The following is a 13,804-nucleotide window of genomic DNA, read 5'->3' as shown; positions in this document are numbered from 1 at the left end:
TCCTTGTCCTTGCCCGGCATTCAAGAAGCCTAGAGCAAGGCGGCAACGCTTCCCATCCACCTCGAAGGGGATGGCTCAGACCTGTCGTCGGCGCAGCACCAGGAGGAGGGCGAGCATGAAGCACAGGAGACCGAGGGAAGCAGGCAGTCCCTGATGGCCGACCAACTGCATGGCAAGGCCCGTCGCGGGCGAACCCGTCATGCCGCCAATGCCCCAGACGAGGGCGAAGGCGGCATTGCCGGCGATCAGCGCCTGGCCGGTGAAGCGTTCGCCGAGCTCGATCAGCGCCATGGTGTAGATGCCGAAGGAAACCCCGCCCCAGATGAAGAGGAGCGGCCAGACGGGCCAGGCGGCAAAGACCTGTGGCAAAAGCAGGCAGAAGAACAGTGCGGCAAGCGCGCAGGCCAGCATGGTGCGCGCCGCACCGCACCGTTCGGCGATGCGCCCCAGCACGACCTGCAGCACGGCGTTGCCGGCGATGAACACGGTGATGAGCGCGGCGATGCGCGCCTCGCTGCTGCCGAGCGCTGTGCCATAAACCGCAAAGAGCGACACGAAGGTCTGCTCGAAGGCGGCCGCGGTGAAGACGGCGAAGAGGAGGAGTGGCGCGCGCGAAAAAATACCGCCGATCGATACCGCCTCGCCCTCCTGCGGCATGTCCGGCAGGCGCTGCGCGACGGCGAGCACGATCAGGCTGCAGAGGACGAAGGCGACGATGCCGACGAGAAACGGTGCCCAACCCGCCGTGCCGACAAGGCCGAGCGACAGCGGGCCGATGGCAAAGCCGCCGGAGACGACCGATGAATAGAGGCCGAGAATGCGGCCGCGGCGGGCGGCGGGCGTGAGCGCGATCAGCCAGGTCTCGCTGACCACGTAGAGCGGATTTGCGAAGACGCCGAGCAGGAAGCGCAGCGGCATCCAGGCACGCACGTCCTGCACGAACCCGATGGCCGCAAGCGCGAACGCGGCGAGGAGTGCGCAGAGGATTGCCAGCCGCGCCCCGCCGACGCGCTGCGCGAGCGCCGGAATGAAGGGTGCGGAGACGATGAAGCCGAGCGGCGTCATGGCGGCCGACAGGCCGATGAGGGCGGGTGTCGTGCCCTGCCGTTCCAGGATGAAGCTGAGCAGCGGATAGGTCAGCCCCTGTGCCAGGGCAAAGACCGAGACGGTCGCGATGATCCCGGCCATCGCGGCCCACGGGATGCCGCTCTCCCCTGTTGATGTCGTGCTTTCCGCCGTCATGCAAACCTCGACATGATCCCGGTCTTATACCCGCCAGAACGGCTTGGCGATCTCGGTATCGACCGCGTCGCGCGTCAGGCCGATATCCTCGATCAGGTGCGGGGTCTCCGCCGCCTTGCGCGCAAGATCCCAGCGGAAGCGCAGGCGGGCGTCCCAGGCGGCCAGAAGTGTGCGGATGCTGACACGGCCCGGCGGGGCGGACGGCCTTGCTGTGGAAATGTGGGTCATGGCAACCTCCAAGGGATTTTCCGGGGAAAGGCCCGGTCTTGAAGGCTCGATTGTGCCGGCGGCGGGCGGGAACCGTCCTTAAGCCCTCCCAAAAAGTTCTCAAAAACTTCCAAAACCGGCTATAGATGCGCCCTATGCAGGGAGCGCGCTTTGCCTTTGGTCCGTTCGTGCTTGATTCCGGAGCGGGAACGCTCCTTCGGAACGATGATCCCGTTGCCGTCGGCCATCGCGGGCTGAAGCTGCTTGCCGCGCTCGTCGGGCGGCCCGGCGAAATCCTCGGCAAGGCCGAGCTGATGGATGCGGCCTGGCCCGGCATGGCCGTCGAGGAGGGCAACCTCACCGTCCAGATCGCCCAGCTGCGCAAACTGCTCGGCCCGGCCGAAGGCGGCGGCGAATGGATCTCGACGGTGCCGCGCGTCGGCTATCGCTTCACCGGGGCCATCGCGCCGCACCGGATGGATCGGGTGCCCCGCCCGCTGCCCGACAGGCCGTCGATCGCCGTGCTGCCCTTCGTCAATGTCAGCAGCGATCCGCAGCAGGAGAGCTTTTCCGACGGGTTGACGGAAGATCTCATCACCGACCTTTCCCGCATGCCCGGCCTCTTCGTCATCGCCCGCAACTCGGTCTTCGCCTACAAGGGCAGGGCGGCGGATGTGTGCGCCATCGCCAAGGATCTCGGCGTGCGCTACCTGTTGCAGGGCAGTGCGCGGCATGCCGGCGGGCGTGTGCGCATCAATGCCCAGCTGGTCGATGCGCTGCATGGCGACCATCTCTGGGCGGATCGTTTCGACCGGAGCCTCGACGACATCTTTGCCGTACAGGACGAGGTCGCCGGCAAGATCGTCGAGGCGCTGCTCGGGCGCTTGCGCGCACCGCCGCCACGCAACCGGCCGAAGAGCCTCGAAGCCTACGACCTGTGCGTGCGGGCGCGAAAACTGATCGACGATTCGCCACAGACGGCGCGCGAGGCGCATCTGATGCTGACGCGCGCCGTCGCGCTCGATCCGCACTATGCCGAGGCCTACCGCTGGCTCGCCATGAACCACTGGATGGGCTGGGTGCACTGGGGCGAGCCGGAGGAGCCGGCCCGTGGGCTTGCCCTCGCGCTTGCGGAAAAAGCCGTCGCGATCGACCCCAACGACGCGGGCTGCCGCTGGGTGCTGGCCAACCTGCTCGCCTACGAGCGCCGCTTCGACGAAGCGGATGCGGAATTCGACCGGGCCATCGCGCTCGATCCGAACGAGGCCGACACCTTCGCCACCCGCTCCGACATCCTCGTGCTTGCCGGGCGCGTCGAGGAAGGGCTGGAGCAGATCCGCAAGGCCTTCCGGCTCAATCCCTATCCGGCGAGCTGGTACTATCTGACGCTCGGTCAGGCGCAATATGCCGCCGGCGCCTACGAGGCCGCCGTCGAGACGTTGATCCGCGACGAGACCTACCGCACCGGCTCGCGCCGGTTCCTCGCGGCAAGCCTTGCCCAGCTCGGCCGGCTCGACGAGGCGCGGGCGGAGGTCGCGTTGTTCCTGATCGCAAATCCGCATTTTTCGACCAGCCAATGGGCCGAGACGGAGCCGTTCCGCGATGCCGCGACGCGCGCGCATTTCGTCGAGGGTTACCGCAGGGCCGGCCTTCCGGCATGAGGCCGGGCGGCGGGCAAGAAGAGATCAGGGCAGGGCGCGCCGCGTCCCGGCCCGCAACAGGGAGGAAACCATGGCCGATGCAAGGATGATGGCGCAGATGACCGGCAAGGAGGGCTTTATCGCCGCCCTCGACCAGAGCGGAGGCTCGACGCCCGGTGCCCTCCGGCTCTACGGCATCGCGGAGACCGACTATGACGGCGAGGAGGCGATGTACCGGCTGATGCACGAGATGCGCGTGCGCATCATGACGGCGCCCGCCTTCACCGGCGAAAAGGTGATCGGTGCCATCCTGTTCGAGAAGACCATGGACGGCGACGCCGGCGGCAGGCCGGTGCCGGCCTATCTGTGGGAGGAGCGCGGCGTGGTGCCTTTCCTCAAGGTCGACAAGGGTCTTGCCACCGAGGAGAGCGGCGCGCAGGTGATGAAGCCGATGCCCGATCTCGACGCCCTGCTTGCCCGCGCGGCGAAGAAAGGCATCTTCGGCACCAAGATGCGCTCGGTCATCGCCCATGCCGACAAGGCCGGCATTGCCGCCGTGGTGAAGCAGCAGTTCGCGGTCGGCCGGCAGATCCTCGGCCACGGCCTCGTGCCGATCATCGAGCCGGAAGTCTCGATCAAGAGCCCGAGCAAGGGGGAGGCCGAGGCGATCCTGCGCGACGAGATCGCCCGGGAGCTCGACGCCCTGCCGGCGAGCGAGAAGGTGATGCTGAAACTCACCATCCCCACGCTTGCGGATTTCTACAAGCCGCTTGTCGAGCACAAGGCGGTCACCCGCGTCGTCGCCCTTTCGGGTGGCTACAGCCGGGCGGATGCCTGCGAGAAGCTCAGCCGCAACCACGGCATGATCGCCAGTTTCTCGCGCGCCCTCACCGAGGATCTGCGCGTGACGATGAACGATGCCGCGTTCAACGCCAGCCTCGGCAGGACGATCGACGAAATCTACACCGCCAGCGTGGTGAAGGTCTGAGGGCGGGGCCGGGCCGGTGCGGCCCTTGCCCTGAAACGGTATGAAACGCACGCCGCGACAGGGGCGCCGCCTCGTTCGCGGCGTCTGCGTGTGGAACAAGGACAAGCGGGATGACGAACATGCAGGATGCGCCTTCCTCCAACGCTCACCGTCTCGTCGTGGTCGGCGCCGGCTTTGCCGGCCTCGCGCTGGTCAAGGCGCTGCGGTTTCCGGGGCTGCACATCACGATCGTCGACCAGCGAAACCACCATCTCTTCCAGCCGCTGCTCTACCAGGTGGCGACGACGATCCTGCCCACCTCCGATGTCGCCTGGCCGGTCCGCAACCTCTTCAAGACGCGCGCGGACGTGACGACGATCCTCGGTGAGGTGGTCGGCATCGACGAGGCGGCACGGCGCGTCGATCTCAAGGAGAGCGCCCGCTTGCCTACGACACGCTGGTGCTGGCAACCGGCGCCCGGCATTCCTATTTCGGCCACGACGAATGGGAGGGCGCGGCGCCGGGCCTGAAGTCGCTGGAAGATGCGACGACGATCCGTCGCCGCGTGCTCCTCGCCTTCGAGAAGGCCGAGGTCTCCGAGAGCGCCGCGGAACGGGCGGCGCTGTTGACCTTCGTGGTGATCGGCGCCGGACCGACCGGCGTCGAACTTGCCGGCATCATCGCCGAGCTGGCGCAGCACATCCTGCCGAAGGAGTTCCGCAACATCGACACGCGCACCGCCCGCGTGATCCTGGTCGAGGCGGGGCCACGCGTCCTGCCGGCCTTTGCCGAGAGCCTGTCGGCCTATGCGCAGGCGGCGCTCACCCGGCTCGGCGTCAGTGTGCAGACCGGCGAGGCGGTGACGAACATCACCGACGAGGGGGTGCGCATCGGCGAAAACGAGATCGCCGCCCGCACGGTGCTTTGGGCGGCGGGCGTGAAGGCGTCTCCCGCCGCGGCCTGGCTTGGCGTGGAGGCCGACCGGGCCGGGCGTGTGCGGGTCGGGCCGGATCTCGGCGTGCCCGGCCATCCCGAGATCTTCGTCATCGGCGATACGGCCAGCGTGCTCAACGAGAATGGCACGCCGGTGCCGGGCATCGCGCCGGCGGCCAAGCAGCAGGGACGCTTCGTGGCAGGGCTGCTGCGCGACCGGCTCTCCGGTAAACCGCCGCCGGGGCGCTTCCGCTATCGCCATTCCGGCAATCTCGCGACGATCGGCAGGAGCGCCGCGGTGGTGGATTTCGGTCGCATCCAGCTCAAGGGCGCGCTGGCCTGGTGGTTCTGGGGCATTGCCCATATCTTCTTCCTGATCGGCACCCGCAGCCGCATCGCCGTGGCGCTGAGCTGGCTGTGGTCCTATGCCACCGGCCGCAACAGCGCGCGCCTCATCACCCAGCGCGACATTCACCGGAACGAGCGCTAGCGACCCCGCCGGTTCCTTCGCATTCCATCTATCCGGTCGCGGCTCCCTGTTTCGGGGCCGCCGGCCCCGACGCCTTGTTTTCCCTGCCGAATTGTCTCCCACGGCCCCGCCCGGCGGCGCGGCTTTGCAGAGCCTTGCAAGGATTCTTGCGGTGCCTGTCTTGACTGCAAGGTACTTTGCCAACACCATCGGCGCTGCAAACAACCTTGTCGAGCGCCATGACCCTTCTCGATCGCATAAAGGCCAAGTCCCGCCGGCTCACGGAGGCGGACCAGAAGCTGATCGCCGCCATGCTGGAGAACCGCGCGGAGGCGGCGTTCCTGTCCGGCCCGCAGCTCTCCCAGCGCGCCAGCGTGCATGAAGCGACGGCGACACGGCTGGCGCAGAAGCTCGGCTACAAGGGTTTTCCAGACCTGCGCGCCGAATTGCAGCGCGAGGTTCTGCTCGATCAGGACGCGGCCAACCGCATGCGCCGCTCGGTCGCCAAGGTCGAGCACGGCGACTACCTTTCCGACCTCATCGCGGCAGAGATCACCGCGTTGGAGGCATTGGCCCGCGCGGTGCCGCAGGCCGATATCGACCGCGCCGCCGACATGATCTTCGAGGCGCGCCGCGTCTTCGTCTTCGGCCAGGGCCATGCCCAGTCCGTCGCCGGCTTCCTGCAGCGCCGGCTCGACCGGTTCGGCATGACGACCATCGCGCTGACGGGCCGCGGCCGCGACATTGCCGAGCGGCTGGTCGGCATGGAGGCGGGCGACCTCGTCGTCGCGCTCGCCTTCCGCAAGCAGCCGCAGAGCTACGGGCCGCTGGTGCGCCACGCCGCGCGGGTCGGCGCACGCACCATTCTCGTCTCGGACCTTGCCGGACCGCTGATGGAGCCTGCGGCCGATCTGATGCTCGCCGCCCCGCGCGGGCGTTCGGGAAGCGAATTCCAGACCCCGACGATCCCCTTCGCCATTGTCAACGGCATCGTGCTGACGATCGCCGGACGGCACGAGCGGGAAGTCATCGGGCGATTGGAGAAACTGTCGGAGCTTTTCAACGACTTCGACTGAATGGGGAAAATGGAGGAGGAAACCATGCTGAAACGAGTATACGCATCCGCCCTCGTGGCGTGTCTCGCCCTGCCGGGCATCGCGCTTTCCGAGGATCTCGATAGCCTGACGCCGGAGCAATTGCTGCCGCTCGCCCAGAAGGAGGGCAGCGTCACGGTCTTCTCGCTGTCGAGCCGCATCGCCAAGATCGAGGCGGCCTTCGAGAAGGCCTATCCGGGCATCGACCTGGTCGGCGTCGACATGAGCTCGACCAAGCAGATCGCCCGCGTGGAGGCCGAGCAGCAGGCCGGCGTCCATGCCGTCGACGTGCTCTACATCGCCGATACGCCCGTCGTCTTCACGAAGCTTCTGGAGGGAAAGCGCGTCGTGAACTACGTGCCGCCGCGCGTGGCGGGCGAGCTGGAGGATCGCTACAAGGCGCCGCTGCTCACCCAGCGCCTCTCCACCAAGGTGCTGATGTACAATGAGAAGGCCTTCCCGGACGGTTCGCCCGTCACCAATCTCTGGCAGCTCACCGAGCCGGAATGGCAGGGGAGGGTGCTGATGGTCGATCCGAGCCAGCGCGGCGAACTGCTCGATCTCCTGACCGAGATCGCGCTGCATCCCGCCGAGATGGCGGCGGCCTATAAGACGCAGTACGGCAAGGACATCGAGATCGAGGATGGCCTCGAAGGGGCCGGCGAGCAGTATATCAAGGCGCTGTTCGAAAACGACCTGATCCTCGTCCCCAACAGCGACGTGCTCAACAAGTCGGTCGGCGATGCCGGCGCCAAGAACCCGCCCGTCGGCTTCGGCACCTATTCCGACCGCCGCGATAACGAGAAGGAAGGCTGGGCGCTGCAGGTCGCCAACAATGTCGAGCCGTCGAACGGCATCCTCTTCCCGGCGGTGCTGACGATTGCCGACAAGGCGCCGCATCCGGCCGCCGCGCGTCTCCTGATCGACTTCATGTTCGGCGACGACACGCCGACCGGCGGTCCGGGCTTCGAGCCCTTCAACGTGCCGGGCGACTATGCGGTGCGTAAGGCGATCGCCGACCACCCCGATTCCGTCAAGCTCGGCGAGCTGAAGGCCTGGACGATCGATCCGGCGAAGACGGCGGCCGCGCGCGGCCGCATCGCCGACCTCATCATCACGCTTCAGTAACGGACCCGTCCACCGGCGCCTTGCGTGCGCCGGTGGACGTGGAGGATCATCATGACATCCACGTCGCTTTCCGTGCCATCGGGCAGGCGCCTGCTCCGATCGGGCTTTCTCTTGCCGGCGCTGCTCATCGCCATCGTCGCCGTCCTCGTCGTCGCGCCGCTCCTGCGCATTCTCCTGTCCACGCTGACGCCCGAGGGTCTCGAGGCCTGGCAGGCGGTGCTCGCCAGCCGGCTCTCCGCCAATCTGTGGTGGCGCCCGCTCCTCAACACGATGATCCTCGGCTTCAGCGTCGCCGGCGGCTGCCTCCTGATGGGCGGCTTCCTTGCCTGGCTGGTCGTGCTCACCGACGTGCCGGGCCGTCGTTTCCTCGCGCTGATGGCGACGTTGCCCTACATGATCCCGAGCTTTGCCGCCGCGCTCGCCTGGGGCACGTTGTTCCGCAATTCCCGGCTCGGCGGCTCGGCCGGCTTCTTCGAGACGAGCGGCCTTGCCATTCCCGACTGGCTCGCCTGGGGCCTCATCCCGACGGCGATCGTGCTCGTCGCGCACTATTATTCGCTCGCCTATACGATCATCGCCGCCGCGCTCAGCTCCGTCGGGGCCGACCTTGTCGAAGCCGGGCAGATGGCCGGCGCAAAACGCCCCCGCATCTTTTTCGGCATCATCCTGCCGGTCGTCACGCCCGCGCTGATCGCCGCCGCCTCGCTCACCTTCGCCGGCGCCGTCTCCAACTTCGCCGCACCCGCACTGCTCGGCCTGCCGGTGCGCATGCAGACGCTCTCCACCCGCCTCTTCGGCATGATCGAGACCGGGCAGAACGAGCGCGGCTTCGTCATCGCGCTGCTGCTGATCGCCGTCTCGGCCCTGTTCCTCTTTCTCTCCGACCGTATCGTCTCCGGCCGCAAGGCCTTCATCACCGTCACCGGCAAGGGCGGGCGCACCAAGCGTTTCCCGTTGGGCAGCTGGCGCTGGCCGCTCTTTGCGCTCGCCGTGCTGATCGGCTTCGTCACCACCGTGCTGCCCGTTCTCGTTCTGGCGGCCTCCAGCCTCGCCCCGCAGAGCGGTGCGCTGTTCTCCAACTGGACACTGCATTTCTGGATCGGCGAGGGCGGCGGCGAGATGGCGCAGGGCCAGGCCGGCATCTTCCGCAATCCCGTGCTGCTCGACGCGCTCTGGACGACGATCCGTCTCGGCCTCGTCGTCGCCTTCACCACCATGCTGCTCGGCCTGGCGCTCGCCTATACGATCGTGCAGCGCCGCGGCAGCCTGCTCGCCACCGTGCTCAGCCAGCTCGCCTTCTTGCCGCTGCTGATCCCGAGCATCGCCTTCGCCGCGGCCTATATCGCGCTCTACGGTGCGCCCATCGGCCCGCTGCCTTCCCTCTACGGCACGTTCGCGCTATTGGTCATCGCGGCCTCGGCGCACAACCTGCCCTTCGCCGTGCAGTCCGGCCGCTCGGTGCTCGGGCAGATCTCTGCCGACATCGAGGAAAGCGCCCGGCTGACCGGCGCGAGCCTCGTGCGGCGCCTCTTCGCCATCATCTTCCCGCTGGCGATCCGGGGCCTGTTCGCCGGGGCGATCCTCGTCTTCGTGAAGATGGTGCGCGACCTCTCGCTCGTCGTGCTGCTCTTCACCGCTACCTCGCCGGTGCTCAGCATGGTCGCCTACCGCTATGCGGCCGAAGGCTTCATGCAGTTCGCCAATGCCATCACCCTCGTCATCCTCGTGGTCTGCCTTGCGGCTTCCTTCCTCGCCCATGGCCTGCAGAACCGCGTCCAGAAATGGAAAGAGACATGAACGCCCTTGCGAAAGGCGCCGCGGACGCCATCCAGATCCGCAATCTCGTCAAACGGTTCGGTGCCTTCACCGCCGTTCAGGACGTCGATATCTCCGTTCCGCCCGGCGCTTTCCTGGTTCTCGTCGGCCCGTCGGGCTGCGGCAAGTCGACCCTGCTGCGCATGCTGGCCGGCCTGGAAAGCCCGAGCGAGGGCGAGATCGCCTTCGTCGGGCAGACCGTCTCCAGCGGCACGGGCGGCGTCATCGCCGATGCCGGCCGGCGCAATGCCGGGCTCGTCTTCCAGAGCTACGCGCTCTGGCCGCACATGACCGTTGCCGGCAACATCGCCTGGCCGCTGAAGGTCGCGAGATGGCCGCGCGAAAAGCGGGAGCGCCGGGTGAGGGAGGTGCTTGCCCTGCTCGGCATCGACGCGCTTTCAGAGCGCTATCCGGCGGAGATTTCCGGTGGCCAGCAGCAGCGCGTGGCGATCGCCCGCACCATCGCGCCCGAGCCGAGCATCCTGCTTTTCGACGAGCCCCTGTCGAACCTTGACGCGAAGCTGCGCATCGAGATGCGCAGCGAGCTGATGCGCATCCACCGGGCAACGGGCGCGACCTCGGTCTACGTCACCCACGACCAGGTGGAGGCGATGACGATGGCGACCCACGTCGCGGTGCTCAACAATGGCCGCGTCGAGCAGTTCGGCAAGCCGATCGACCTCCTGCGCAACCCGCAGACCACCTTCGTCGCCACCTTCCTCGGCACGCCGCCGGCCAATCTCTTGCCGGTGCGCCTCAAGGGCGATGCCCTCTTCTTCAACGACCTCGCCCTCGCGCCGGCGGCGCTTGCCGGCGGGCGGGCGGAAGCGCAGCTCCTCTACCGTGCCGAGGATGTCGGCGTCGGCGTCGTCGCCGGCATGCCCTCGCTGACGGCGCGCTTTGCCGAGGCCGCGCCGATTGCCGGACGGACCATGGTGACCGCGATGATCGGCGACCTGCGCATCACCGGCATGGCGGACGGCTATTTCACGGCGACGCCCGGCGAGCCGATCCCCCTCTCGTTCATTCGAACACCCGATGCGGTCTTTGCCGCCACTGGAGAAAGGATACATCAATGAGGCTGATCCTCATGCGTCACGGCGAAACGGAATGGAACGCCGAGCAGCGGCTGCAGGGCCAGGACAACTCGCTGTTGTCCGAACGCGGCGTCGCCCAGGTCAAGCGCTTCCGTCCCTATGCCAAAGCGCTGAAGCCGGCCCGCATCATCGCCTCGGATCTCGGCCGCACCCGGCAGACCGTCGCGCTCATCGGCCACCCCGACGCCCCCTCCGACGAGCGGTTCCGCGAACTCGACATGGGCGAGTGGACGGGCCTGCGCAAGCCGGACCTGATCGCCGACCATCCCGAGGACTACGTCGCCTGGCGCGCCGGCACCTTCACCCCGACGCGGGGCGAGACGTGGGTCGCCTTCCGCGGCCGCGTCGCCGATGGTGTGCACGACTGGATGTCCCGCACGGAGGGCGACCTGCTGGTCGTCGCCCATGGCGGCGTCATCCGCGCCGTCTGCCATGAATTCCTCGACCTGCCGCCGTCGCGCGTCGTTCCCGTCACGCCGGGTACCGCGACGATCCTCAACTTCCCGCAGAAGAACGGCGCGGCCGCCCAGCTCGAAGGCTACAATATCGGCTCCGTCGCCCCGGATGTTTCCGTCGCCGACTGACGAGGCGAGGGCCCCGGCTGACAGCCGGGGCCTTCCGCGCGGAACGGTGGCCGGGATCAGCGGCCGAGCAGTGCGTCGAGGTCGATGGCCTCCGCCATCGCCCGGTTGCCCGCATCGCCAGGATGCAGATGGTCACCGGAATCGAACGACGGGGCGATGCGCTCACGGCGCTCCGGGTCGCGCAGCACCGCGTCGAAATCCACGACGGCATCGAAAGCGCCGCTCTCCCGGATCCAGCGATTGATCTCCTGGCGCAGAGCGTCCTTGTCGGGGTGATAGTAGTTGTCGAGCGGCGTTCCGCTGAGTGCATCTTCGAAGGGCAGCAGCGTCGCTCCGATGACCCTGACATTGCGCGCATGGGCAAGGCTGATCACCTGCCGGTAGCCGGCGATCAGGTCTTGCGCTGTCGGTCGCGGCTGGTCCGGGGCAAAGTCCGTGCCGGGCCAGGAAATGTCGTTGATGCCGATAAGGACGATGATGGCCTTCAGGTTCGGCTGGGAGAACACGTCCCGCTCAAGCCGCGCGGCGACGTTCACGCCCATCTTGTCCTGCAGCAGCCTGCCGCCGGAAATGCCGGCGTTCAGCACGGCCACCCGATGCGGGGCGAGGCGCCTTGCAAGGAAGTCGGGCCAGCGGGTGTCGGCATCGACCGTCGCGCCGTTCCCGTCGGTGATCGAATCTCCGATCGCAACGACGGTGCCTTCGTTCGGCGTATCGACCAGTACCTGACTGAGGAAAAGGCGGGTGTCCGTGCTCGCCGTCGCGGGGAAGTCCTTCGCCGCCGTGAGGTCTCCCTTGCCGAACCATGCCGTCTGCCGGCCGTCCCAGTGAAAGGTGGTCAGCGGCGTTTCGCCGGGCAGGTAGAGGGAGACGGCGAGCTTGCCCTGGGCATCGACCTCGATGTCCATGGGATCGCTGACGACGGGTGCTCCGGGTGGCACGACGATCGTATCGCCGCCCCCGAAGGTGATCTTATGGATCGTGCCGGATACCGCTCCGGTTTCTCCGGCGAGCCCCACGCTCGCTCCGCCGATCCGCAGCGGACGGTCGCCATAGGCATTGGAAAAGACGAGGCGGATGCGCGAGCCGCCGAGGCTGACGCGCACGATCTGGCGGATGGTCTCGCCCGTCACGGAGGCGGGGATTTTCGTCGGCAGGGCGAAATCCGCTCCCCAGATCGGCTGCGGGCTCGCCGCCCAGGTTCCGACCCAGCTCGTCTCTGCGGCCATCGCCGGCGATGGGCCGGAGAGGGCGGCGGCAAGCACGAGGGTGCTGGCGAGAAGCACGGTGCCGGCAGGTTTTTCACGCGGTTGACGGCGGCGGGTCGGCCAGTGTGATGTAAGAGAGGTCATTTGCTCAATCCTGCGGTTTGATTTGCGTAGACGGTTTGCGCGGAAGGCTGCGGGCTCCGTGCCGCAAGCGCGGCGACGAGGATGGCGGCGGCGGGAAAGGCGGCGGCGACGAGCGGCACCCAGGCGAGGCCGGGCCCCTGGTCGAGGATCACGCCGCCGACCCAGGCGCCGATGGCGTTTCCGAGGTTGAAGGCGCCGATATTGAAGCTCGAAGCGAGGCTCTGGCCTGCGCCTTCCGCCTTGGAAAGCACCCACATCTGCAAGGGGGCGACCGTGGCAAAGCCGGCGGCCCCGAGGAGCCCGATGAAGATCACCGCGGCCACCTGGCTGTTGAAGGCGAAGGTCATCAGCCCGAGCACAAGGGCGAGGGCGGCAAGGGTGCCGAAGATGGAGCGCAGCAGGTTGCGGTCGGCGAGCCTTCCGCCCAGCAGGTTGCCTACGACCAGCCCGCCGCCGAAGACCAGAAGGATCAGCGACACCGCGGTATCCGAGAAGCCGCTGATCTCAGTCAGAAGCGGCGCGACATAGGTGAAGACGGCAAAGACGCCGGCATAGCCGAGCACCGTGGTCAGGAGACCGAGCAGGACGGCGGGGCGGGCGATCGCCCGCAGGTCGGCCCGCCAGTCCGACGCGGTGGGCGCGGCCGTATCCCGGGGAACCAGCGTGGCGAGAACGATCAGCGCGGCCAGTCCGACCAGCGTCACGGCCCAGAAGGTGGACCGCCAGCCATAATGCTGGCCGAGCCAGGTGCCGAACGGCACGCCGATCACCGTCGCTACGGTCAGTCCCGTGAACATGAGGGCAATGGCGGAGGCGCGCTTGTCCTCGGCGACGAGGTTCGTGGCGACGACCGAGCCGACGCCGAAGAAGGTGCCGTGGGTCAACGCCGTCAGCACGCGTGCGGCCATCAGCCAGCCGTAGTCCGGCGCAAGCGCCGCGGCAGCGTTGCCGGCGACAAAGATGGCCATCAGGCCGACAAGCACGCGCTTGCGCGGCCAGCGTGCGGTCATCGCCGTCAGGATCGGTGCGCCGATGGTGACGCCGAGCGCGTAGCCGGAAATCAGCAGCCCCGCGGCCGCGATGGTGACGTTCAGTTCGCTGCTGACCTCCAGAAGGAGGCCCATGATGACAAATTCGGTGACACCGATGCCGAAGGCACCAACCGTCAGGGCGTAAAGCGCTAGGGGCATTGTCCACTCCAATCGTGTGTTGACCGGAAGATAGACACTGACGAGAGGGTGAATTAGATATCCGAGAGGAACATGATTTGTGAGTT

11 protein-coding genes and 1 pseudogene are annotated in these 13,804 nt (G+C 67.6%); 8 read left to right on the top strand and 4 right to left on the bottom strand.

The features are described from left to right. Positions 1-75: 75 nt before the first annotated feature. Together P9A16_RS19760 and P9A16_RS19755 are read right to left on the bottom strand one after the other, a co-directional pair. Positions 76-1,242 (bottom strand): MFS transporter, encoded by a 1,167-nt coding sequence (locus P9A16_RS19760; RefSeq protein WP_023514607.1) that lies wholly within the window; start codon positions 1,240-1,242, stop codon positions 76-78. Positions 1,243-1,266: 24 nt separating this feature from the next. After that, positions 1,267-1,470 (bottom strand): DUF1127 domain-containing protein, encoded by a 204-nt coding sequence (locus P9A16_RS19755; protein ID WP_023514608.1) that lies wholly within the window; start codon positions 1,468-1,470, stop codon positions 1,267-1,269. Positions 1,471-1,604: 134 nt separating this feature from the next. Between P9A16_RS19755 and P9A16_RS19750 the strand changes: the two genes are divergently transcribed. The 8 genes and pseudogenes from P9A16_RS19750 (at position 1,605) to P9A16_RS19715 (ending at position 11,176) form a co-directional block, all read left to right on the top strand. Continuing rightward, positions 1,605-3,110 carry a winged helix-turn-helix domain-containing tetratricopeptide repeat protein gene (locus P9A16_RS19750; protein WP_278025910.1) on the top strand — a complete coding sequence of 502 codons (1,506 nt, stop codon included), beginning with the start codon at positions 1,605-1,607 and terminating at the stop codon, positions 3,108-3,110. 70 nt (positions 3,111-3,180) lie between these two features. Further along, a complete protein-coding gene (locus P9A16_RS19745; RefSeq protein ID WP_023514610.1) occupies positions 3,181-4,077 on the top strand; it encodes a fructose bisphosphate aldolase in 897 nt (298 codons plus the stop codon). A gap of 119 nt (positions 4,078-4,196) precedes the next feature. Then, a pseudogene (locus P9A16_RS19740) lies at positions 4,197-5,479 on the top strand (NAD(P)/FAD-dependent oxidoreductase). A 218-nt stretch (positions 5,480-5,697) separates the two neighbouring features. Further along, positions 5,698-6,534: a MurR/RpiR family transcriptional regulator gene (locus tag P9A16_RS19735; protein WP_024270290.1), complete on the top strand. Its 837-nt coding sequence runs from the start codon at positions 5,698-5,700 to the stop codon at positions 6,532-6,534. A 24-nt stretch (positions 6,535-6,558) separates the two neighbouring features. Next, positions 6,559-7,680 (top strand): ABC transporter substrate-binding protein, encoded by a 1,122-nt coding sequence (locus tag P9A16_RS19730; protein WP_023514787.1) that lies wholly within the window; start codon positions 6,559-6,561, stop codon positions 7,678-7,680. A 51-nt stretch (positions 7,681-7,731) separates the two neighbouring features. Further along, the gene (locus P9A16_RS19725) at positions 7,732-9,477 is read left to right on the top strand and encodes an ABC transporter permease (RefSeq protein ID WP_023516416.1); all 1,746 of its coding nucleotides are present in this window, start codon (positions 7,732-7,734) and stop codon (positions 9,475-9,477) included. Further along, positions 9,474-10,574 carry an ABC transporter ATP-binding protein gene (locus tag P9A16_RS19720; protein ID WP_023516415.1) on the top strand — a complete coding sequence of 367 codons (1,101 nt, stop codon included), beginning with the start codon at positions 9,474-9,476 and terminating at the stop codon, positions 10,572-10,574. The genes P9A16_RS19725 and P9A16_RS19720 overlap by 4 nt, the downstream gene beginning before the upstream one ends. Then, complete coding sequence (locus P9A16_RS19715) at positions 10,571-11,176, top strand: histidine phosphatase family protein (RefSeq protein ID WP_023516414.1); 606 nt, start codon at positions 10,571-10,573, stop codon at positions 11,174-11,176. The genes P9A16_RS19720 and P9A16_RS19715 overlap by 4 nt, the downstream gene beginning before the upstream one ends. A 56-nt stretch (positions 11,177-11,232) precedes the next feature. On the opposite strand, the gene P9A16_RS19710 is transcribed toward P9A16_RS19715, so the two are convergent. Beyond that, positions 11,233-12,528, bottom strand: coding sequence for an SGNH/GDSL hydrolase family protein (locus P9A16_RS19710; protein WP_023516413.1), 1,296 nt, complete (start codon positions 12,526-12,528; stop codon positions 11,233-11,235). Next, the gene (locus tag P9A16_RS19705; protein ID WP_023516412.1) at positions 12,525-13,718 is read right to left on the bottom strand and encodes an MFS transporter; all 1,194 of its coding nucleotides are present in this window, start codon (positions 13,716-13,718) and stop codon (positions 12,525-12,527) included. Before P9A16_RS19705 ends, P9A16_RS19710 begins: the two co-directional genes overlap by 4 nt. Positions 13,719-13,804: the final 86 nt, after the last annotated feature.

Source organism: Shinella sp. 838, from assembly GCF_029623935.1.
GTDB lineage: Bacteria > Pseudomonadota > Alphaproteobacteria > Rhizobiales > Rhizobiaceae > Shinella.
The sequence above is the reverse complement of the archived record's forward strand: the minus strand, read 5'-3'. Positions and strand labels throughout refer to the sequence as shown.